The following is a 23,049-nucleotide window of genomic DNA, read 5'->3' on the forward strand; positions in this document are numbered from 1 at the left end:
TATTCGACCCCTTAAACTCTATTATTCATGTTGTAAGATTTTTTATATGTCTTACCTTTGATTTTACCATATAGCTGTTTGATACGTGTGTACAGGTAATATAGAATTTCAGAAACTAATATACCGAAAGCAATCGCACCTGAAATCAGTGTAACTTCTAAAAATGTATTTACAGCACTTGTATAATCATTCGATACTAAAAAACGAGTCGCTTGATAAGCTGCACCACCAGGTACTAATGGTATAATGCCTGGCACTATGAATATAATTACCGGTCGTTTATATCTGCGACTCATAGTATGACTCATTAAGCCTAAAATTAAGCTTCCCAAAAATGAAGCGCCAACTTTTCCAAACTCTAAATCTACCGTTAATTGGTAAATCGTCCATGCAATGGCACCTACAAATCCACATGCTACTAAGAGACGTTTGGGTGCATTGAAAATGATAGAGAAAAGTACTGTTGATATAAAGCTGATTGTAAAATGAAATAAATAAAATAGCATGCTTTAACAGTCCTTCCTTAAATGATTAATAAAACGATTGCGACACCAGCACCGATTGCGAATGCTGTTAATGCAGCTTCAACACCTCGAGACATACCTGCAAGTAATTCACCCGCTAATAAATCTCGAATGGCATTGGTAATTAATATACCAGGGACAAGTGGCATGACACTGGCTATAGTAATGATATCTTGATTGGTTGCAATACCTAATTTAGTAAATGTGGCTGCAATGGATATGACTACAGCGGCTGCAACAAACTCTGAGAAAAATTTAATTTGTATATAGCGTTGTACAAAGCTGAATGTTAAAAATGCGAATCCACCAGCAATGACTGCAATCCAACAATCTGATGCGACACCACCAAACATAAATAGGAAGAAGCCACATGCAATGGCAGCTGCAAAGAAATTCGTTAAAAAAGAATATTGTAATGATGCATGCTGTAAATGAATAAATTCAGATTTAGCTTCATCAATTGTGAGTTCTTTATTTGATATTTTACGTGAAAGACTATTCGTTAAAGCGATTTTCTCTAAATCTGTTGTACGCTCTTGTACACGAATTAATCTTGTACTTGTACGATCATTTAATGAAAAAATAATTGCAGTTGAACTGACAAAACTATATGTATTATGAAGACCATAACTATGTGCGATACGGTTCATTGTATCTTCAACTCGATATGTTTCAGCACCTGATTCAAGTAAAATTCTACCTGCAATTAATACAACATCAATCACTTTGTTTTCATCTATAATTGTGATTGAATCTGGCATATCAATTCACCTCCAATGATATGTGTTATTTATTTGAACAATTGAAGTTTACAACTTGTTGTTGCAACTTTCAATAGTGAGACTTTGTGTTAGTATGATGAACTTGTATGGTTCAAATTTAAATAAGAAAAACTGTTAATCTTTGCTAATATACTATGATTTAATAATAGCAAAGGATTAACAGTTTTGTCGTTGTTATAAATTGATAATAGGGTTAAACATTACTTTGTTTCGCCCTTGATTTTTGGCTACATGCACCATATCGTCTGCATCTTTAAACACTTTACGCTGTGATTTTGGATCGTCATCTGTTAGATAACCAACACCGATAGACACTGACAATTTAATAACTTCTTTGTTTGGTAAATGGAATGATGATTTTTCAACACCTGAACGAATATTTTCAGCTAATTTAACACTTTGATCAAGTGAATAGTTGTGAATGACGACTGAGAACTCTTCGCCACCATTTCTAAAAATTTTAAATTGATTCGGCACATAGTTTTTAAGTAATTGAGACATTTGTTTTAATACAGCATCACCTGATTTGTGTGAGTAGGTATCATTGACATCTTTAAATCCATCGATATCGATTAATAATAATGCGATACTTTGATGTTCTTTTTCAGCTTTTCGTGAAATTTCATTTAAATGTCTATCAAATTCTTTTACATTACCTAAGCCTGTTAAGTAATCATATTTATCTTCGTTTTCATAACGATTTACGAGTGAGAAGAAATGCCAAATATCGACAAATGTTATCGCTGAAGCTAAAGTGATAATTAATGAAATTGGTATTAAAATGATAACTTCCGATAGTGTGTAAATAGGACTCACTAATGCGACGCCAAATAAAATGATTATTGTAACAACATTAAGTATTAATAATGATAGCACATCATTTTGTTTTAAAAATGGTCCAATAGCACTTGTTACTGCGGCAATAACAATCAACGTAACACCGTACATAATCGAGTTGTTAAATACTACAATTTCAACAATTGCTACAATTACTGTGGCAGATAATGTATAGACCATATTTGTAAATCTACCTAAAAACAATAAAGGAACGAATGTTAAGTGAATTAAATAATCTTCACGATAAGGGATAGGGTAGACAGATAATAATAATGATACGATTGTCATTAAAACAGTGACATAAGCCTTAGAAAAAACCATACGTTTGTTTTCTGAATACTGTAAGCGATGGAATAAATAGATTCCAGCGACTATAACAGATATATTGTATATAAATGCTTCGAACATGTCTGAATCGACTCCTTTAATTGACCACTAGCTATTGTAAGTGAAAACTTACAATTTGTCATTAGTTTACATATAAAATTAATGTATGATATAGACTTTGATGTTAAAATGTTGCCTTAAATGATATGATGAAAAAATGAATAATAGGCGATATATAAGAAATGAATCGTATAGTTGTAAATATGATATCATTGATTGAGCGAATTAATTTATAATAATGCTATAAGATATACGTAGAAAATAGATATATCATTCTATAAAGACAATATTAAATAAATATAACGTTAAAAACAATTAATATCGATGAAGGTGAATAAATGGTTACATTATTACTAGTTGCAGTAACAATGATTGTCAGTTTGACGATAACACCAATTGTTATTGCAATATCGAAAAGATTAAATTTAGTTGATAAACCAAATTTTAGAAAAGTACACACTAAACCTATTTCAGTTATGGGTGGTACAGTGATTCTCTTTTCATTTTTAATAGGAATTTGGATTGGTCATCCTATTGAAACAGAAATCAAACCACTTATTATTGGTGCGATTATTATGTACGTACTTGGGCTTGTAGATGATATCTACGATTTGAAACCGTATATAAAATTGGCTGGTCAAATTGCCGCTGCCTTAGTAGTTGCTTTTTATGGTGTGACTATTGATTTTATTTCGTTGCCAATGGGTACAACGATTCATTTTGGATTTCTTAGTATTCCAATTACTGTGATTTGGATTGTTGCTATTACAAATGCAATTAACTTAATTGATGGACTCGATGGTTTGGCGTCGGGTGTTTCTGCAATCGGACTCATTACAATAGGATTCATTGCAATTTTACAAGCTAATATTTTCATAACGATGATTTGTTGTGTTTTATTAGGCTCTTTAATTGGATTTTTATTTTACAATTTCCATCCAGCCAAAATATTTTTAGGTGATAGTGGGGCTTTAATGATTGGATTTATCATCGGATTCCTTTCTTTACTCGGATTCAAAAATATTACAATTATTGCATTGTTCTTCCCAATTGTTATCTTAGCAGTTCCATTCATTGATACTTTGTTCGCAATGATTCGACGTGTGAAAAAAGGACAGCATATAATGCAAGCTGATAAATCGCATTTGCATCATAAACTATTAGCTTTAGGCTACACACATAGACAAACAGTATTATTAATCTATTCAATCTCTATTTTATTTAGTCTTTCGAGCATTATCTTGTATGTATCGCCACCATTAGGTGTTGTATTAATGTTTGTATTAATCATATTTAGTATTGAATTAATTGTTGAATTTACAGGATTAATAGATAACAACTACCGACCAATATTAAATTTAATTAGTCGTAAGTCATCTCATAAAGAGGAATAGGGAATGAAAGCATAGCTGTATGGGATAATTTGTATTATATGGCTTTACTCTTTACAATTTTTTATGTATTAAATTTCAAATATAAAAAAGCACTGCCATAAACGTGTACTTCAATTGTCGTTTAATAATACGCAATTGATATTTACCGTTTTATGATAGTGCTTTTTATTTTTATTCAGTTGGTATATCGAAAGGCAACTGCTTTGGAGTTTCTTCAGTCAAATCGAAATTTCCAGCAGTCATTTGATTTAAAAAGTTAATAAACGCTTCATAGTCACTTTTAACGACATCGATATAGTAGCTTACCTTATCAGTGTAAGTTTGGTTTCTTAACATAAAATGAGTTGAAGCTAATTCATATTCAAATTTACCAGTTTGATCATAATTCAGTGTTACTATACATGGTACTGCTTCTCGTAGTTCGACACGTCCGATATCATAAATGACGTCTCTAACAGCACCGCTATAGGCGCGAATTAAACCGCCACCACCTAATTTAATACCACCAAAATATCTTGTTACTACGACACACGCATTATGAACATCGAGCTTTTTTAATATGTCTAACATTGGGACACCGGCAGTTCCTGTCGGTTCACCATCATCATTCGCTTTTTGAATATTCATTTCAGGTCCAATAGTATATGCAGAACAATTATGAGTGGCATCTTTATGTTCTTTTTTTATTGCAGCAATAAATGCTTTAGCTTCATCTTCATTTTGAACAGGTTTGATATGAGCAATGAATCTTGATTTACTAATCACATTTTCAATAATGTGTTCTTTTTTAACAGTAATGATATTTTGTGTCATAATAACTCCTTAATTCATAAGCTTAAGATTATTCAATCTTCATTATACACTGAAAATGACATGACTATAAATCGTTTGATTGCCATTTTCTTTTTAACTGAAATATTGTATCATTGCTATGAGTATATTTTAGGAGGACGACTATGAAAATTGCTGTGATGACCGATTCTACAAGTTATCTGTCGCAGGACTTAATCGATAAATATAATATTCAAATAGCGCCATTAAGTGTGACTTTTGATGATGGGAAGAACTTTACAGAAAGTAATGAAATAGCAATTGAAGAATTTTATAATAAAATGGCATCGTCTCAAACGATTCCAACAACAAGCCAACCAGCAATTGGCGAATGGATTACTAAATATGAAATGTTAAGAGATCAAGGTTACACAGATATCATTGTCATTTGCTTATCAAGTGGAATTAGTGGAAGTTATCAATCTAGTTATCAAGCAGGGGAAATGGTTGAAGGTGTTAATGTACATGCATTTGATAGTAAGCTTGCAGCAATGATTGAAGGATGTTATGTATTACGTGCTATTGAAATGGTTGAAGAAGGATACGAACCACAGCAAATTATTGATGATTTAACTAATATGCGTGAACACACAGGTGCGTATTTAATTGTTGATGACTTAAAGAATTTACAAAAAAGTGGTCGAATTACTGGTGCTCAAGCATGGGTTGGAACATTATTGAAAATGAAGCCAGTTCTTAAGTTTGAAGATGGCAAGATTATACCAGAAGAAAAAGTTCGTACTAAAAAGCGTGCCATTCAAACATTAGAAAAGAAAGTATTAGATATTGTAAAAGACTTTGAAGAAGTAACTTTATTTGTCATAAATGGAGATCATTTCGAAGATGGTCAAGCGTTATACAAAAAGTTACAAGATGATTGTCCTTCAGCTTATCAAGTAGCATACTCTGAGTTTGGTCCAGTTGTTGCAGCACACTTAGGTTCTGGTGGATTAGGTTTAGGCTATGTTGGCAGAAAAATAAGATTAACATAATTATAAAATTTTAATAAAAGAGTCTATATTGTATTTGGAAATTATCTCTCGTATACATGACTTTAAATGTTCATCATTTGAAAGTCAAAATGCTAAAGATATAAGAAAATCATTATAATATTAGGCTCTTTTTTACGTTGAAATGAGGTTTTAAGCATTAAACATTACGGGAAATTAATTCATCCTCATACTTCACTTACTAATGAAAAAATTAAAAAAGAAGTAACAGGTGTCATCAAACAAAATTCAAACTATTATTGTGTTCAATGTGAAAGTACAAATCCAAAGCATTTTTATCAGTATGATTCCTCAGTACATTCCAAGAAAATTGTATATTGCAGAAATTGTATATCACTGGGGCGAATGGATAATGTAACAAGATATAAAATAACAGAGAGTTCGCAAAGTGCATCACAAGCATATTATCATCTCTCATTTGAATTGTCGGAACAGCAGTCTTATGCCTCAGAACATATTGTTCGAGCCATTAGAATGAGACAAACGATTTTGTTATATGCAGTAACAGGTGCAGGTAAGACAGAAATGATGTTTCAAGGCATTCAATATGCAAGGCGACAGGGAGATAATATAGCTATTGTGTCACCACGTGTAGATGTTGTTGTAGAAATTAGTAAACGTATTAAAGACGCATTTCTTAATGAAGATATAGACATACTACACCAGCAATCAAGTCAACAATTTGAAGGGCATTTTGTTGTATGCACAGTGCATCAACTTTACCGATTCAAACAGCACTTTGATACTATTTTTATTGATGAAGTCGATGCCTTTCCTTTATCAATGGATAAAAGTTTACAACAAGCATTGAAGTCATCTTCTAAAGTTGAACATGCAACGATTTATATGACAGCAACACCACCGAAACAACTTCTGTCAGAGATTCCCAACGAAAATATAATTAAATTGCCAGCTCGCTTTCATAAAAAATCACTTCCAGTTCCTAAATATCGCTATTTCAAACTTAATAATAATAAGATTCAGAAAATGTTATATCGAATTTTACAAGATCAAATTAATAATCAACGTTATACATTGGTGTTTTTTAACAATATAGAAACAATGATTAAAACATTTTCGGTTTATAAGCAGAAAATTACTAAATTAACATATATCCATAGCGAGGATGTTTTTCGCTTTGAAAAAGTTGAACAATTAAGGAATGGACATTTCGATGTCATTTTTACTACGACAATATTAGAACGTGGATTTACAATGGCAAATTTGGATGTTGTTGTTATCGATGCACATCAATATACTCAAGAGGCTTTAATACAAATTGCTGGACGTGTTGGTCGAAAATTAGAATGTCCTACTGGAAAAGTATTGTTTTTTCATGAAGGAGTAAGTATGAATATGATTCAAGCAAAAAAAGAGATTCAAAAGATGAACAAATTAGCATTAAAAAGAGGTTGTATTGATGAATAATTGTTTGAGTTGTGGTGCTAAGTTATATGAAAATATAACCATTTATAATTTGTTCAAGAAACCTAATAGATTATGTGACAGATGCAAAGAGAATTGGGACAATATTAAACTTGATATTAAAGCAAGGCGATGTTCAAGGTGCTTAAAACACTTAAATCAAGATGAAGCGTATTGTTTAGACTGCAAGTTTCTATCGGCACACTTTAATTTAATGGAACAATTATATTGTCAATTTCAATATGACGGTTTAATGAAAGAGATGATACATCAGTATAAATTTTTGAAAGACTATTATTTATGTGAATTATTGGCACATTTGATTGAAATACCACAAACATCTTATGACTATATTGTGCCAATTCCTTCTTCGCCGGCACATGATTTATCTAGAACATTTAACCCGGTAGAAGCAGTACTAAAAGCTAAAGGGATTCGCTTTGATAAGATTTTAAAGATGTCAAATAGACCAAAACAGTCTCATTTAACTAAGAAAGAGCGTCTGGCAGATGAAAATCCATTTATTATTGATACGGAATTAGATTTAAACGGCAAGGAAATATTACTCGTTGACGATATTTATACAACTGGATTAACAATTCATCGTGCAGGGTGTAAATTATATGCTAAAAATATCAGAAAATTCAAAGTGTTTGCGTTTGCACGATAGCGTAAAAATGTTAAAATATAATAAAGAGTTACCAATAAAGAGGTTTAAGGAGAGATTACTATGATTAGATTTGAAATTCATGGAGATAACCTCACTATCACAGATGCTATTCGCAACTATATTGAGGAAAAAATTGGTAAGTTGGAACGTTATTTTAATGACGTACCAAATGCAGTGGCGCATGTTAAAGTTAAAACTTATTCAAATTCAGCTACTAAAATTGAAGTAACAATTCCATTGAAAAATGTTACGTTAAGAGCTGAAGAGCGAAACGATGATTTATACGCAGGTATTGATTTAATTAATAATAAACTTGAAAGACAAGTTCGAAAATATAAAACACGTATTAATCGTAAGAGCCGTGATCGAGGAGATCAAGAAGTGTTTGTTGCCGAATTACAAGAAATGCAAGAAACACAAGTTGATAATGACGCTTACGATGATAACGAGATAGAAATTATTCGTTCAAAAGAATTCAGCTTAAAACCAATGGATTCAGAAGAAGCGGTATTACAAATGAATCTATTAGGTCATGACTTCTTTGTATTCACAGACAGAGAAACTGATGGAACAAGTATCGTTTACCGCCGTAAAGACGGTAAATATGGCTTGATTCAAACTAGTGAGCAATAAATTAAGTTTAAAGCACTTGTGTTTTTGCACAAGTGCTTTTTTATACTCCAAAAGCAATTTCTAACTATTTCATAGTTCGATAATGTAATTTGTTGAATGAAACATAGTGACTATGCTAATGTTAATGGATGTATATATTTGAATGTTAAGTTAATAATAGTATGTCAGTCTATTGTATAGTCCGAGTCGAAAATCGTAAAATATTTATAATATAATTTATTAGGAAGTATAATTGCGTATTGAGAATATATTTATTAGTGATAAACTTGTTGACAACAGAATGTGAATGAAGTATGTCATAAATATATTTATATTGATTCTACAAATGAGTAAATAAGTATAATTTTCTAACTATAAATGATAAGATATATTGTTGTAGGCCAAACAGTTTTTTAGCTAAAGGAGCGAACGAAATGGGATTTTTATCAAAAATTCTTGATGGCAATAATAAAGAAATTAAACAGTTAGGTAAACTTGCTGATAAAGTAATCGCTTTAGAAGAAAAAACGGCAATTTTAACTGATGAAGAAATTCGTAATAAAACGAAACAATTCCAAACAGAATTAGCTGACATTGATAATGTCAAAAAGCAAAATGATTATTTAGATAAAATTTTACCAGAAGCATATGCACTTGTTAGAGAAGGCTCTAAACGTGTATTCAATATGACACCATATAAAGTTCAAATTATGGGTGGTATTGCAATTCATAAAGGTGATATCGCTGAGATGAGAACAGGTGAAGGTAAAACATTAACAGCGACAATGCCAACATACTTAAATGCATTAGCTGGTAGAGGTGTTCACGTTATTACAGTCAATGAATACTTATCAAGTGTTCAAAGTGAAGAAATGGCTGAGTTATATAACTTCTTAGGTTTGACTGTCGGATTAAACTTAAACAGTAAGACGACAGAAGAAAAACGTGAAGCATACGCACAAGACATTACTTACAGTACTAATAATGAGCTAGGTTTTGATTACTTACGTGATAACATGGTGAATTATTCTGAAGATAGAGTAATGCGTCCATTACATTTTGCAATCATTGATGAGGTTGACTCAATTTTAATTGACGAGGCACGTACGCCATTAATTATTTCTGGTGAAGCTGAAAAGTCAACGTCACTTTATACACAAGCAAATGTTTTTGCGAAAATGTTAAAACAGGACGAAGATTATAAATACGATGAAAAAACGAAAGCCGTACATTTAACAGAACAAGGTGCGGATAAAGCAGAACGTATGTTCAAAGTTGAAAACTTATATGATGTACAAAATGTTGATGTTATTAGTCATATCAACACAGCTTTACGTGCGCACGTTACATTACAACGTGACGTAGACTATATGGTTGTTGATGGCGAAGTATTAATTGTCGATCAATTTACAGGACGTACAATGCCAGGCCGTCGTTTCTCGGAAGGTTTACACCAAGCTATTGAAGCGAAAGAAGGCGTTCAAATTCAAAATGAATCTAAAACTATGGCGTCTATTACATTCCAAAACTATTTCAGAATGTACAATAAACTTGCGGGTATGACAGGTACAGCTAAAACTGAAGAAGAAGAATTTAGAAATATTTATAACATGACAGTAACTCAAATTCCGACAAATAAACCTGTGCAACGTAACGATAAGTCTGATTTAATTTACATTAGCCAAAAAGGTAAATTTGATGCAGTAGTAGAAGATGTTGTTGAAAAACACAAGGCAGGGCAACCAGTGCTATTAGGTACTGTTGCAGTTGAGACTTCTGAATATATTTCAAATTTACTTAAAAAACGTGGTATCCGTCATGATGTGTTAAATGCGAAAAATCATGAACGTGAAGCTGAAATTGTTGCAGGCGCTGGACAAAAAGGTGCCGTTACTATTGCCACTAACATGGCTGGTCGTGGTACAGATATCAAATTAGGTGAGGGCGTAGAGGAATTAGGCGGTTTAGCAGTAATAGGTACAGAACGACATGAATCTCGTCGTATTGATGACCAGTTACGTGGTCGTTCTGGACGTCAAGGTGATAAAGGGGATAGTCGCTTCTATTTATCATTACAAGATGAATTAATGATTCGTTTTGGTTCTGAACGTTTACAGAAAATGATGAGCCGACTAGGTTTAGATGACTCTACACCAATTGAATCTAAAATGGTATCAAGAGCTGTAGAATCAGCACAAAAACGTGTAGAAGGTAATAACTTCGACGCGCGTAAACGTATCTTAGAATACGATGAAGTATTACGTAAACAACGTGAAATTATCTATAATGAAAGAAATAGTATTATTGATGAAGAAGATAGCTCTCAAGTTGTAGATGCAATGCTACGTTCAACGTTACAACGTAGTATCAATTACTATATTAATACAGCAGATGACGAGCCTGAATATCAACCATTCATCGACTACATTAATGACATTTTCTTACAAGAAGGTGACATTACAGAGGATGATATCAAAGGTAAAGATGCTGAAGATATTTTCGAAGTCGTTTGGGCTAAGATTGAAGCAGCATATCAAAGTCAAAAAGATATCTTAGAAGAACAAATGAATGAGTTTGAGCGTATGATTTTACTTCGTTCTATTGATAGCCATTGGACTGATCATATCGACACAATGGATCAATTACGTCAAGGTATTCACTTACGTTCTTATGCACAACAAAATCCATTACGTGACTATCAAAATGAAGGTCATGAATTATTTGATATCATGATGCAAAATATCGAAGAAGATACTTGTAAATTCATTTTAAAATCTGTAGTACAAGTTGAAGATAATATTGAACGTGAAAAAACAACAGAGTTTGGTGAAGCGAAGCACGTTTCAGCTGAAGATGGTAAAGAAAAAGTGAAACCCAAACCAATCGTTAAAGGCGATCAAGTTGGTCGTAACGATGATTGTCCATGTGGTAGTGGTAAAAAATTCAAAAATTGCCATGGAAAATAAATGATATAAAATAACTCCTTCCAATTAAACACCTATAGTTTGTGTTATGGGAGGAGTCTTTTTATTTTACAAGCGTTAAATAATTTAAAAAATGTGAAGAAGTTGTTAAACGTTGTTATGTACTTAGTTTTAAAAAATAGGTTTAGGCATATGTCTATGATAAATATACTGTTTTTTAACAATAAAAGCATAAACTAATTGTCAGTGTGCTTATATTTCTTAACATTGTTATTTAACAAAATTATGTTAAAATTTAGCATTATAAAAGATACAAATCAATGACTTGAATTATAAATAGGAGCGAAGGCTATGGAATTATCAGAAATCAAACGAAATATAGATAAGTATAATCAAGATTTAACACAAATTAGGGGGTCTCTTTGACTTAGAGAACAAAGAAACTAATATTCAAGAATATGAAGAAATGATGGCAGAACCTAATTTTTGGGATAACCAAACGAAAGCGCAAGATATTATAGATAAAAATAATGCGTTAAAAGCAATAGTTAATGGTTATAAAGCACTACAAGCAGAAGTAGATGACATGGATGCCACTTGGGATTTATTACAAGAAGAATTTGATGAAGAAATGAAAGAAGACTTAGAGCAAGAGGTCATTAATTTTAAGGCTAAAGTGGATGAATACGAATTGCAATTATTATTAGATGGGCCTCACGATGCCAATAACGCAATTCTAGAGTTACATCCTGGTGCAGGTGGCACGGAGTCTCAAGATTGGGCTAATATGCTATTTAGAATGTATCAACGTTATTGTGAGAAGAAAGGCTTTAAAGTTGAAACTGTTGATTATTTACCTGGGGATGAAGCGGGGATTAAAAGTGTAACATTGCTCATCAAAGGGCATAATGCTTATGGTTATTTAAAAGCTGAAAAAGGTGTACACCGACTAGTACGAATTTCTCCATTTGATTCATCAGGACGTCGCCATACATCATTTGCATCATGCGACGTAATTCCAGATTTTAATAATGATGAAATAGAGATTGAAATCAATCCGGATGATATTACAGTTGATACATTCAGAGCTTCTGGTGCAGGTGGTCAGCATATTAACAAAACTGAATCGGCAATACGAATTACCCACCACCCCTCAGGTATAGTTGTTAATAACCAAAATGAACGTTCTCAAATTAAAAACCGTGAAGCAGCTATGAAAATGTTAAAGTCTAAATTATATCAATTAAAATTGGAAGAGCAGGCACGTGAAATGGCTGAAATTCGTGGCGAACAAAAAGAAATCGGATGGGGAAGCCAAATTAGATCATATGTTTTCCATCCATACTCAATGGTGAAAGATCATCGTACGAACGAAGAAACAGGTAAGGTTGATGCAGTGATGGATGGAGACATTGGACCATTTATCGAATCATATTTAAGACAGACAATGTCGCACGATTAATATATATTTTAAAACCGAGGCTCTAAAAGGGCATCGGTTTTTGGTTTTTTTAAAGGTAGCGAAATAAATTGTAAATTAGATTTTGAAATATGATTTGTTTATGAATATTTAAGTACAATTCGGTAGATAGGGTTAGAATATATTTTTTAAAAGTTGTGTTTGTTAAAACAACATATGCAGTGTGCATTTAGTAATATTACCTATGGCGATTTTCAAGGTATTGAATTAATTATTGAAAACGTTCTCAATTACATGATATGAATACATTTTACACTATGATAAAAGGTTGTATTCTTTTTATATTGTTAACCATTTGATTACATCGTTATAACAATAGCTTTTGACAAAATGTATTGTGCTATAGTATTTGCATACTTAAAATACTAACAGCAAAGGAATGACAGCAAGATGAAAAAATCTCTTACAGTGACAGTTTCGTCAGTATTAGCTTTTTTAGCTTTAAATAATGCAGCACATGCACAACAACATGGCACACAAGTAAAAACACCTGTTCAACATAATTATGTATCAAATGTTCAAGCACAAACGCAATCACCGACAACTTATACAGTAGTTGCTGGCGATTCATTATATAAAATTGCTTTAGAGCATCACTTAACGTTGAATCAATTATATTCATACAATCCTGGTGTAACACCTTTAATTTTTCCTGGTGATGTGATTTCACTTGTGCCTCAAAATAAAGTGAAACAAACTAAAGTGGTTAAATCGCCAGTAAGAAAAGCAAGCCAAGCTAAAAAGGTAGTAAAACAACCTGTACAACAAGCGTCTAAAAAAGTAGTAGTTAAGCAAGCACCTAAGCAAGCAGTAGCTAAGGCAGTTAATGTAGCATACAAACCTGCTCAAGTACAAAAATCAGTACCAACTGTACCTGTTGCACATAACTACAATAAATCAGTTGCTAACAGAGGAAACTTATATGCTTATGGAAACTGCACATATTATGCTTTCGATCGTCGTGCACAATTAGGTAGAAGTATAGGAAGTTTATGGGGCAATGCAAATAACTGGAATTACGCAGCAAAAGTTGCAGGATTTAAAGTAGATAAAACACCAGAAGTTGGCGCTATTTTCCAAACAGCTGCTGGTCCATATGGACATGTTGGTGTTGTTGAATCTGTAAACCCTAATGGAACAATTACTGTTTCGGAAATGAACTATGCTGGATTTAATGTTAAATCTTCAAGAACAATTTTAAATCCAGGAAAATATAATTACATCCACTAAGTAATATATCAAGACAAGACTATCCTCTTAGCCTGTTTAAGTAACAGGTTGAGAGGATTTTTTGGTATCATTTAATCAGAGTTATATAAAGAAGATATTTAAATGATATTTAATTGAATGATATGTAAAAAGAAAGTATAATTTATGATTAATTAATGGAGGAGGTAATTGAAATGGGTGTACATCAATATTTTAAAAGATTATCAGATATGGAAAGACTTATAAGATTACCTGGAAAATTTAAATATTTTGAACACAATGTTGCAGCACACTCCTTTAAAGTAACTAAAATTGCTCAATATCTAGCAACAGTTGAAGAATATCATGGACGAAAGATTAATTGGAAAAGCTTATATGAAAAAGCATTAAATCATGATTTCGCTGAAGTGTTTACTGGTGATATAAAAACACCTGTTAAATATGCGAGTAGTGAATTAAAAAAATTATTTTCGCAAGTTGAAGAAGAAATGGTAGAGACCTTTATTGAAGAAGAAATTCCATTACAATATAGAGATGTTTATAAGCAACGACTGCAAGAAGGTAAAGATGATTCATTAGAAGGCCAAATACTTTCAGTTGCTGATAAAATTGATTTACTTTATGAAACATTTGGAGAAATACAAAAACGTAATCCCGAAGAATTATTTTTCGAAATTTATGAAATGAGTCTAGAAACAATTATTCAATTTGACCATTTAGCATCTGTACAAGATTTTATTAATAATATCATTCCAGAAATGTTGACTGAAAACTTTATACCTAGAACAGAATTAAGAGAAACAACCATGAACATTTTATATAAAAGAAAAGAGGAAAATGAATGATATGGTATTTTAGCGCAGCATTCTTTCCATGTGTCCTGGTAGTATTGTTTAGTGTAATAACAAGAAGTAAATGGGTCGGTACTATTCTGACATTAATTTTAATTGGTGCCTCAATCTATAAAGAGTATTTCCATAACGAGTGGATTATTTTTATTGATGTAGTGTCATTATTAGCTGGTTATTTAATTATAGATCAACTCGAATTTCATAAACATCAAGATGAAGATCGCTAAGATTAACTTTAAAATAATGTTTCAAACAAATTTGTTGAAACAAAGCGATGATTAATATAATGTGTATTTACATACTAAAAATAACAAGATAAACGATTTGATTTAAGGCAAGCATAGTTAGCACAACTATGTTTGTTTTTCTTTGTTCGACATTTTTGCGAACAAACGTTTGCTTTTTGTGTGACTACTTTGCTAAAATATGTAATGAGAAAGCGAAGAGTTGAGCGGAAATATAAATAATACGTTGAAAGAGGAGGCATATGTGACAATGGTTGAACATTATCCTTTTAAAATACATTCTGATTTTGAGCCTCAAGGTGACCAACCGCAAGCAATTAAGGAAATCGTGGAAGGTATTAAAGCGGGGAAAAGACATCAAACTTTATTAGGTGCAACTGGCACAGGGAAAACATTTACGATGAGTAATGTTATTAAAGAAGTTGGGAAACCAACGTTAATTATCGCGCATAACAAAACATTAGCAGGACAATTATATAGTGAGTTTAAAGAATTTTTTCCTGAAAACAGGGTGGAATACTTTGTAAGTTACTATGATTATTATCAACCTGAGGCATACGTACCGTCTACTGACACTTTTATTGAAAAAGATGCTTCAATCAATGATGAAATTGATCAACTTCGACATTCTGCTACAAGTGCATTATTTGAACGCGATGATGTAATTATTATTGCTAGTGTAAGTTGTATATATGGTTTAGGTAATCCTGAAGAATATAAAGATTTAGTAGTAAGTGTTCGAGTTGGTATGGAAATGGATAGAAGCGAATTACTTAGAAAACTTGTAGATGTGCAATATACACGTAATGACATCGATTTCCAACGAGGAACGTTTCGAGTGCGTGGTGATGTAGTTGAAATATTCCCAGCCTCTAAAGAAGAACTTTGTATAAGGGTTGAGTTTTTCGGCGATGAGATTGACCGTATTCGAGAAGTTAACTACCTAACAGGTGAAGTGTTGAAAGAAAGAGAACATTTTGCGATATTCCCAGCTTCTCACTTCGTAACACGTGAAGAAAAGTTGAAAGTTGCGATTGAACGTATTGAAAAAGAATTGGAAGAACGATTGAAAGAATTACGAGATGAGAATAAATTACTAGAAGCGCAAAGGTTAGAACAGCGTACCAACTATGATTTAGAAATGATGCGAGAAATGGGGTTCTGTTCAGGAATTGAAAACTATTCAGTACATTTAACGTTGCGACCACTAGGTTCGACACCATATACTTTATTGGATTACTTTGGCGATGATTGGTTAATAATGATTGATGAATCACATGTGACGTTACCGCAAGTTCGTGGCATGTATAACGGAGACAGAGCACGAAAACAAGTTTTAGTTGATCATGGATTTAGATTACCAAGTGCGTTAGATAACCGCCCACTTAAATTTGAAGAATTTGAAGAAAAGACGAAACAACTTGTGTATGTATCTGCAACGCCTGGTCCATACGAAATTGAACATACGGATAAGATGGTTGAACAAATTATTCGTCCTACTGGTTTACTGGACCCTAAGATTGAGGTTAGACCTACTGAAAATCAAATTGACGATTTATTAAGTGAAATTCAAACAAGGGTTGAGCGTAATGAAAGAGTACTTGTTACAACGCTCACTAAAAAGATGAGTGAAGATTTAACCACATATATGAAAGAAGCAGGCATTAAAGTTAACTATCTACATTCTGAAATTAAAACATTAGAACGAATCGAAATAATTAGAGACTTACGAATGGGTACATATGATGTTATCGTAGGTATTAATTTATTAAGAGAGGGTATTGATATACCAGAAGTTTCTCTAGTTGTCATATTAGATGCAGATAAAGAAGGATTTTTACGTTCTAACCGCTCATTAATTCAAACAATAGGTAGAGCTGCGCGTAACGATAAAGGTGAAGTCATTATGTATGCCGATAAAATGACTGATTCGATGAAGTATGCAATTGATGAGACACAACGTCGTCGAGAAATACAGATGAAACATAATGAAAAACATGGTATTACACCTAAAACAATTAATAAAAAAATACATGATTTAATTAGTGCTACTGTTGAAAATGACGAAAATAATGACAAAGCACAAACTGTGATACCTAAGAAGATGACGAAAAAAGAACGTCAAAAGACAATCGACAATATAGAAAAAGCAATGAAACAAGCAGCGAAAGATTTAGATTTCGAGAAAGCTACAGAATTAAGAGATATGTTATTTGAATTAAAAGCAGAAGGGTGACAAGTAAATGAAAGAACCATCCATAGTAGTAAAAGGTGCTCGTGCGCATAACTTGAAAGATATTGATATCGAACTACCTAAAAATAAATTAATTGTTATGACAGGATTATCTGGGTCAGGTAAATCGTCATTAGCATTCGATACTATATATGCTGAAGGACAACGACGTTATGTTGAATCATTAAGTGCCTATGCGCGTCAATTTTTAGGGCAAATGGACAAACCAGATGTTGATACTATTGAAGGATTATCGCCAGCAATTTCAATAGATCAAAAAACAACAAGTAAAAATCCAAGGTCAACTGTTGCAACAGTAACAGAAATATATGATTATATACGTTTGTTATATGCACGTGTTGGTAAACCTTACTGTCCAAATCACAATATAGAAATTGAATCGCAAACAGTACAACAAATGGTTGACCGGATTATGGAATTAGAGGCACGTACAAAGATTCAATTATTAGCACCTGTCATCGCTCATCGTAAAGGTAGTCATGAAAAGCTAATCGAAGATATTGGTAAAAAAGGTTATGTACGTTTAAGAATCGATGGCGAAATTGTTGATGTAAATGATGTACCTACATTAGATAAGAACAAGAATCATACAATAGAAGTTGTTGTAGACCGATTAGTTGTTAAAGATGGAATTGAAACACGACTAGCTGACTCTATAGAAACTGCGTTAGAGCTTTCAGAAGGACAATTAACAGTCGATGTCATTGACGGAGAAGACCTTAAGTTTTCAGAAAGCCACGCTTGTCCTATATGTGGATTTTCAATCGGAGAATTAGAACCAAGAATGTTTAGCTTTAACAGTCCTTTTGGTGCTTGTCCAACATGTGATGGCTTAGGTCAAAAGTTAACAGTCGATGTAGACTTGGTTGTTCCTGACAAAGATAAGACGCTAAACGAAGGTGCAATAGAACCATGGATACCGACGAGTTCTGATTTTTATCCAACATTGTTAAAACGTGTTTGTGAAGTTTATAAAATCAATATGGATAAACCTTTTAAAAAGTTAACAGAACGTCAACGTGATATTTTATTGTATGGTTCGGGTGACAAAGAAATTGAATTTACATTTACACAACGTCAAGGTGGTACTAGAAAACGAACAATGGTTTTCGAGGGTGTAGTTCCTAATATAAGTAGACGATTCCATGAATCTCCTTCAGAATATACACGTGAAATGATGAGTAAATATATGACCGAACTACCTTGCGAAACTTGTCATGGAAAGCGATTGAGTCGTGAAGCGTTATCTGTTTATGTAGGTGGTTTAAATATTGGTGAAGTAGTCGAATACTCAATCAGTCAAGCGCTGAACTATTATAAAAACATTAATTTGTCAGAACAAGATCAAGCGATTGCAAATCAAATATTGAAAGAAATTATTTCCCGACTCACTTTTTTAAATAATGTGGGACTTGAATATTTAACGCTAAACAGAGCTTCAGGTACACTTTCAGGTGGTGAAGCACAACGTATTCGATTGGCAACGCAAATTGGGTCACGTTTGACTGGTGTCTTATATGTATTAGATGAGCCATCAATTGGACTGCATCAAAGAGATAATGATCGATTAATTAATACACTTAAAGAAATGAGAGATTTAGGAAATACTTTAATTGTAGTTGAACACGATGATGATACAATGCGTGCGGCTGATTACTTAGTGGACATAGGGCCTGGTGCTGGTGAGCATGGAGGACAGATTGTTTCTAGTGGTACACCTCAAAAGGTAATGAAAGATAAAAAATCTTTAACAGGACAATACTTGAGTGGTAAGAAACGTATTGAAGTACCTGAATATCGCAGACCGGCTTCAGATCGTAAAATTTCTATACGTGGAGCTAGAAGTAACAACCTTAAAGGGGTTGATGTGGACATACCACTATCAATCATGACGGTCGTTACAGGTGTATCAGGTTCAGGTAAAAGCTCATTAGTAAATGAAGTATTATACAAATCATTAGCTCAAAAAATCAATAAATCTAAAGTAAAGACAGGATTGTACGATAAGATTGAAGGTATTGATCAACTTGATAAAATTATTGATATTGATCAATCACCGATAGGTAGAACGCCACGCTCTAATCCAGCAACGTATACTGGTGTGTTTGATGATATACGTGATGTGTTTGCGCAAACAAATGAAGCTAAAATTCGAGGATATCAAAAAGGCCGTTTTAGTTTTAATGTAAAAGGTGGACGCTGTGAAGCTTGTAAAGGTGACGGTATTATTAAAATTGAAATGCATTTTTTACCTGATGTTTATGTTCCTTGTGAAGTGTGTGATGGTAAACGATATAATCGTGAGACACTAGAGGTTACTTACAAAGGTAAAAATATTGCTGACATTTTAGAAATGACTGTTGAAGAAGCAACACAATTTTTTGAAAATATTCCTAAGATTAATCGCAAGTTACAAACACTAGTTGATGTTGGTCTTGGATACGTCACATTAGGTCAACAAGCTACAACGTTATCAGGTGGTGAGGCTCAACGTGTGAAACTTGCATCTGAACTTCATAAACGTTCAACTGGTAAATCTATTTATATTCTAGACGAACCGACAACAGGGTTACATGTTGACGATATTAGCAGATTATTAAAAGTATTAAACCGATTAGTTGAAAATGGTGACACTGTTGTAATTATTGAACATAACCTAGATGTTATCAAAACAGCAGACTATATTATAGACTTAGGTCCTGAAGGTGGTAGTGGCGGTGGTACTATTGTTGCGACTGGCACACCCGAAGATATTGCTCAGACAAAGTCATCATATACAGGAAAGTATTTAAAAGAAGTACTTGAACGAGATAAACAAAATACTGAAGATAAATAAGATTAAAAGAAGTGAAGGATGTTGTAAATTTATCCTTCACTTCTTTTTATTAATTTAGTAATGAATAGTAGAAAGAAAAGATGCGTAAAAAGAATTATGTTAAGATAGGGTCAATCTAGAGTAGATAAACATAAAGACTTGACTAATCGTAGGAATGGGAGTGGGACAGAAATGATATTTTCGCAAAATTTATTTCGTCGTCCCACCCCAACTAGCATTGTCTGTAGAAATTGGGAATCCAATTTCTCTGTGTTGGGGCCCCGCCAATTAATTCCAATATATCATTGTAGAGCTTAGGTCATTGATTTATGGCTCGGAATTTTATGGCGATATGAACCATGTAAATTAAGCAAGCAATAAATTAATGATTGATATTGACTTGTAAAATAATAACAATAATGAACAATTAATATTTATTTTAGCTTTTCAATGTAGATTGGTGTTATATTTTTGATATGATAAGAAGAGATGTAAGAGTAGGGATAAATACAATTGAGGAGAACCCATGTTAACGACAGAAAAACTAGTTGAAACATTAAAGTTAGATTTAATCGCTGGTGAAGAAGGATTATCGAAGCCAATTAAAAATGCTGATATATCAAGACCGGGCTTAGAGATGGCAGGTTATTTTTCACATTATGCGTCAGATAGAATACAACTATTAGGAACAACGGAACTATCGTTTTACAATTTATTACCAGATAAGGATCGTGCAGGTCGTATGCGTAAACTATGCAGACCAGAAACGCCTGCAATTATTGTAACACGTGGATTGCAGCCACCAGAAGAATTAGTTGAAGCTGCAAAAGAATTAAATACGCCACTTATAGTTGCTAAAGATGCGACTACAAGTTTAATGAGTCGCTTAACAACGTTTTTAGAGCATGCACTTGCAAAGACGACATCTTTACATGGTGTTTTAGTAGATGTTTACGGTGTTGGTGTACTAATTACCGGTGATTCAGGAATAGGTAAAAGTGAGACTGCGTTGGAGTTAGTTAAACGTGGGCATAGATTAGTAGCAGATGATAATGTAGAAATACGTCAAATTAATAAAGATGAACTAATAGGGAAACCACCAAAGTTAATAGAACACCTATTAGAAATACGTGGACTAGGTATTATCAATGTTATGACTTTATTTGGCGCGGGTTCAATATTAACTGAAAAACGAATTAGATTAAATATTAATTTGGAAAACTGGAACAAGCAAAAGTTATATGACCGCGTAGGTCTTAACGAAGAGACGTTAAGTATTTTAGATACTGAAATCACTAAAAAAACAATACCTGTAAGACCTGGTAGAAATGTTGCGGTAATTATTGAGGTCGCTGCAATGAACTATCGATTAAATATCATGGGCATTAACACTGCCGAAGAATTTAGTGAAAGATTAAATGAAGAAATTATCAAGAACAGTCATAAGAGTGAGGAGTAGGTTGAATGGGTATTGTATTTAACTATATAGATCCTGTGGCATTTAACTTAGGACCACTGAGTGTACGATGGTATGGAATTATCATTGCTGTCGGAATACTACTTGGTTACTTTGTTGCACAACGTGCACTAGTTAAAGCAGGATTACATAAAGATACTTTAGTAGATATTATTTTTTATAGTGCACTATTTGGATTTATCGCGGCACGAATCTATTTCGTGATTTTCCAATGGCCATATTACGCGGAAAATCCAGGTGAAATTATTAAAATATGGCATGGTGGTATAGCAATACATGGTGGTTTAATAGGTGGCTTTATTGCTGGTGTTATTGTATGTAAAGTGAAAAATTTAAACCCATTTCAAATTGGTGATATCGTTGCGCCAAGTATAATTTTAGCGCAAGGAATTGGTCGCTGGGGTAACTTTATGAATCACGAGGCACATGGTGGACCTGTGTCACGCGCTTTTTTAGAACAATTACATTTGCCTAATTTTATAATAGAAAATATGTATATTAACGGCCAATATTATCATCCAACATTCTTATATGAATCCATTTGGGATGTCGCTGGATTTATTATCTTAGTTAATATTCGTAAACATTTAAAATTAGGAGAAACATTCTTTTTATATTTAACTTGGTATTCAATTGGTCGATTCTTTATAGAAGGATTACGTACAGATAGCTTAATGCTCACAAGTAATATTAGAGTTGCACAATTAGTATCAATTCTTTTAATTTTAATAAGTATAAGTTTAATTGTATATAGAAGGATTAAGTATAATCCACCGTTGTTTAGCAAAGTTGGGGCGCTTCCATGGCCAACAAAAAAAGTGAAGTAGTGATATTTTGAGAAAATTTTTATCAAAAACATATCATCATACAAACCCTTTATGGCATGTATACCGTCTTGTTAAATTTTCGAAAGTTTTTAAGAATGTAATCATCATTGAATTTTCGAAATTTATTCCAAGTATGGTACTGAAAAGACATATATATAAACAACTTTTAAATATTAATATCGGTAATCAATCGTCGATAGCTTATAAAGTAATGTTAGATATTTTTTATCCAGAACTGATTACGATTGGTAGTAACAGTGTTATTGGTTACAATGTAACAATTTTGACGCATGAAGCATTAGTTGATGAATTTCGTTATGGACCAGTGACGATAGGATCTAACACTTTGATTGGTGCAAATACTACCATTTTACCCGGTATAACGATTGGTGACAATGTAAAAGTTGCAGCTGGTACGGTTGTTTCAAAAGATATACCGGATAATGGATTTGCATATGGCAACCCTATGTATATAAAAATGATTAGGAGGTGACA

The 23,049-nt window shown here is 32.8% G+C and carries 20 protein-coding genes and 1 pseudogene; 17 read left to right on the top strand and 4 right to left on the bottom strand.

Annotation, left to right across the window (positions count from 1 at the left end):
• Positions 1–11: 11 nt before the first annotated feature.
• From IDG45_RS06030 to gdpS, 3 genes are all read right to left on the bottom strand, one after another.
• Positions 12–506, bottom strand: coding sequence for a threonine/serine exporter family protein (locus IDG45_RS06030; protein ID WP_000899890.1), 495 nt, complete (start codon positions 504–506; stop codon positions 12–14).
• A gap of 17 nt (positions 507–523) precedes the next feature.
• Complete coding sequence (locus IDG45_RS06035) at positions 524–1,285, bottom strand: threonine/serine exporter family protein (protein ID WP_111063800.1); 762 nt, start codon at positions 1,283–1,285, stop codon at positions 524–526.
• 195 nt (positions 1,286–1,480) lie between these two features.
• Positions 1,481–2,551: a GGDEF domain-containing protein GdpS gene (gene gdpS / locus IDG45_RS06040; RefSeq protein WP_000460983.1), complete on the bottom strand. Its 1,071-nt coding sequence runs from the start codon at positions 2,549–2,551 to the stop codon at positions 1,481–1,483.
• Between the two features lie 317 nt (positions 2,552–2,868).
• On the opposite strand from gdpS, the gene IDG45_RS06045 reads away from it, so the two are divergent.
• Positions 2,869–3,924 carry a glycosyltransferase family 4 protein gene (locus IDG45_RS06045; RefSeq protein WP_000258151.1) on the top strand — a complete coding sequence of 352 codons (1,056 nt, stop codon included), beginning with the start codon at positions 2,869–2,871 and terminating at the stop codon, positions 3,922–3,924.
• A gap of 171 nt (positions 3,925–4,095) precedes the next feature.
• On the opposite strand, the gene IDG45_RS06050 is transcribed toward IDG45_RS06045, so the two are convergent.
• Positions 4,096–4,737 carry a YigZ family protein gene (locus tag IDG45_RS06050; protein ID WP_000192947.1) on the bottom strand — a complete coding sequence of 214 codons (642 nt, stop codon included), beginning with the start codon at positions 4,735–4,737 and terminating at the stop codon, positions 4,096–4,098.
• Between the two features lie 143 nt (positions 4,738–4,880).
• Between IDG45_RS06050 and fakB1 the strand changes: the two genes are divergently transcribed.
• The 16 genes and pseudogenes from fakB1 to IDG45_RS06130 all read left to right on the top strand — a co-directional run bounded on the left by fakB1 (position 4,881) and on the right by IDG45_RS06130 (position 23,047).
• Positions 4,881–5,747 (top strand): fatty acid kinase binding subunit FakB1, encoded by an 867-nt coding sequence (fakB1, locus tag IDG45_RS06055; protein ID WP_000686342.1) that lies wholly within the window; start codon positions 4,881–4,883, stop codon positions 5,745–5,747.
• Between the two features lie 156 nt (positions 5,748–5,903).
• Entirely contained in the window at positions 5,904–7,193 is a 1,290-nt protein-coding gene (locus tag IDG45_RS06060; RefSeq protein WP_487809834.1) for a DEAD/DEAH box helicase family protein, read from the top strand.
• The gene (locus IDG45_RS06065; RefSeq protein ID WP_001057965.1) at positions 7,186–7,860 is read left to right on the top strand and encodes a ComF family protein; all 675 of its coding nucleotides are present in this window, start codon (positions 7,186–7,188) and stop codon (positions 7,858–7,860) included. Before IDG45_RS06060 ends, IDG45_RS06065 begins: the two co-directional genes overlap by 8 nt.
• Before the next feature lie 60 nt (positions 7,861–7,920).
• Positions 7,921–8,493, top strand: a complete 573-nt coding sequence (gene hpf / locus IDG45_RS06070) for a ribosome hibernation-promoting factor, HPF/YfiA family (protein ID WP_000617735.1) — start codon at positions 7,921–7,923, stop codon at positions 8,491–8,493.
• Between the two features lie 413 nt (positions 8,494–8,906).
• Positions 8,907–11,438, top strand: coding sequence for a preprotein translocase subunit SecA (gene secA, locus IDG45_RS06075; RefSeq protein WP_000506531.1), 2,532 nt, complete (start codon positions 8,907–8,909; stop codon positions 11,436–11,438).
• Positions 11,439–11,479: 41 nt separating this feature from the next.
• Positions 11,480–11,578: pseudogene (locus IDG45_RS06080) on the top strand (hypothetical protein).
• A gap of 169 nt (positions 11,579–11,747) precedes the next feature.
• Positions 11,748–12,858, top strand: a protein-coding gene (prfB, locus tag IDG45_RS06085; RefSeq protein ID WP_014533095.1) for a peptide chain release factor 2 whose coding sequence is annotated in 2 segments (ribosomal slippage) — positions 11,748–11,819 and positions 11,821–12,858 — 1,110 coding nt in all. Because the reading frame shifts where the segments join, the coding sequence is not laid out codon by codon here.
• A 153-nt stretch (positions 12,859–13,011) separates the two neighbouring features.
• Positions 13,012–13,119, top strand: a complete 108-nt coding sequence (locus IDG45_RS06090) for a hypothetical protein (RefSeq protein ID WP_072358033.1) — start codon at positions 13,012–13,014, stop codon at positions 13,117–13,119.
• Between the two features lie 147 nt (positions 13,120–13,266).
• Positions 13,267–14,106, top strand: coding sequence for a murein hydrolase LDP (locus IDG45_RS06095; protein ID WP_000749388.1), 840 nt, complete (start codon positions 13,267–13,269; stop codon positions 14,104–14,106).
• Positions 14,107–14,279: 173 nt separating this feature from the next.
• Complete coding sequence (locus IDG45_RS06100; RefSeq protein WP_000538143.1) at positions 14,280–14,930, top strand: YfbR-like 5'-deoxynucleotidase; 651 nt, start codon at positions 14,280–14,282, stop codon at positions 14,928–14,930.
• Positions 14,927–15,163 carry a CsbA family protein gene (locus tag IDG45_RS06105; RefSeq protein WP_000638419.1) on the top strand — a complete coding sequence of 79 codons (237 nt, stop codon included), beginning with the start codon at positions 14,927–14,929 and terminating at the stop codon, positions 15,161–15,163. Before IDG45_RS06100 ends, IDG45_RS06105 begins: the two co-directional genes overlap by 4 nt.
• Before the next feature lie 268 nt (positions 15,164–15,431).
• Positions 15,432–17,417 (top strand): excinuclease ABC subunit UvrB, encoded by a 1,986-nt coding sequence (uvrB, locus tag IDG45_RS06110; RefSeq protein WP_168779965.1) that lies wholly within the window; start codon positions 15,432–15,434, stop codon positions 17,415–17,417.
• 7 nt (positions 17,418–17,424) lie between these two features.
• Positions 17,425–20,271, top strand: a complete 2,847-nt coding sequence (gene uvrA / locus IDG45_RS06115; RefSeq protein ID WP_000662690.1) for an excinuclease ABC subunit UvrA — start codon at positions 17,425–17,427, stop codon at positions 20,269–20,271.
• 505 nt (positions 20,272–20,776) lie between these two features.
• Positions 20,777–21,709 (top strand): HPr(Ser) kinase/phosphatase, encoded by a 933-nt coding sequence (gene hprK, locus IDG45_RS06120; RefSeq protein ID WP_000958224.1) that lies wholly within the window; start codon positions 20,777–20,779, stop codon positions 21,707–21,709.
• 5 nt (positions 21,710–21,714) lie between these two features.
• Positions 21,715–22,554, top strand: coding sequence for a prolipoprotein diacylglyceryl transferase (gene lgt / locus IDG45_RS06125; RefSeq protein ID WP_000513300.1), 840 nt, complete (start codon positions 21,715–21,717; stop codon positions 22,552–22,554).
• Positions 22,555–22,561: 7 nt separating this feature from the next.
• On the top strand, positions 22,562–23,047 hold the full coding sequence (locus tag IDG45_RS06130) for an acyltransferase (protein ID WP_001224802.1): 486 nt from the start codon (positions 22,562–22,564) through the stop codon (positions 23,045–23,047).
• Positions 23,048–23,049: the final 2 nt, after the last annotated feature.

The sequence above is a fragment of the Staphylococcus sp. EG-SA-10 genome, from assembly GCF_017151945.1.
GTDB lineage: Bacteria > Bacillota > Bacilli > Staphylococcales > Staphylococcaceae > Staphylococcus > Staphylococcus aureus.

Coding starts and splice junctions, on each gene's coding strand:
- IDG45_RS06030 (WP_000899890.1), bottom strand. CDS start 506: ATGCTATTTTATTTATTTCATTTTACAATCAGCTTTATATCAACAGTA.
- IDG45_RS06035 (WP_111063800.1), bottom strand. CDS start 1,285: ATGCCAGATTCAATCACAATTATAGATGAAAACAAAGTGATTGATGTT.
- gdpS (WP_000460983.1), bottom strand. CDS start 2,551: ATGTTCGAAGCATTTATATACAATATATCTGTTATAGTCGCTGGAATC.
- IDG45_RS06045 (WP_000258151.1), top strand. CDS start 2,869: ATGGTTACATTATTACTAGTTGCAGTAACAATGATTGTCAGTTTGACG.
- IDG45_RS06050 (WP_000192947.1), bottom strand. CDS start 4,737: ATGACACAAAATATCATTACTGTTAAAAAAGAACACATTATTGAAAAT.
- fakB1 (WP_000686342.1), top strand. CDS start 4,881: ATGAAAATTGCTGTGATGACCGATTCTACAAGTTATCTGTCGCAGGAC.
- IDG45_RS06065 (WP_001057965.1), top strand. CDS start 7,186: ATGAATAATTGTTTGAGTTGTGGTGCTAAGTTATATGAAAATATAACC.
- hpf (WP_000617735.1), top strand. CDS start 7,921: ATGATTAGATTTGAAATTCATGGAGATAACCTCACTATCACAGATGCT.
- secA (WP_000506531.1), top strand. CDS start 8,907: ATGGGATTTTTATCAAAAATTCTTGATGGCAATAATAAAGAAATTAAA.
- IDG45_RS06095 (WP_000749388.1), top strand. CDS start 13,267: ATGAAAAAATCTCTTACAGTGACAGTTTCGTCAGTATTAGCTTTTTTA.
- IDG45_RS06100 (WP_000538143.1), top strand. CDS start 14,280: ATGGGTGTACATCAATATTTTAAAAGATTATCAGATATGGAAAGACTT.
- IDG45_RS06105 (WP_000638419.1), top strand. CDS start 14,927: ATGATATGGTATTTTAGCGCAGCATTCTTTCCATGTGTCCTGGTAGTA.
- uvrB (WP_168779965.1), top strand. CDS start 15,432: ATGGTTGAACATTATCCTTTTAAAATACATTCTGATTTTGAGCCTCAA.
- uvrA (WP_000662690.1), top strand. CDS start 17,425: ATGAAAGAACCATCCATAGTAGTAAAAGGTGCTCGTGCGCATAACTTG.
- hprK (WP_000958224.1), top strand. CDS start 20,777: ATGTTAACGACAGAAAAACTAGTTGAAACATTAAAGTTAGATTTAATC.
- lgt (WP_000513300.1), top strand. CDS start 21,715: ATGGGTATTGTATTTAACTATATAGATCCTGTGGCATTTAACTTAGGA.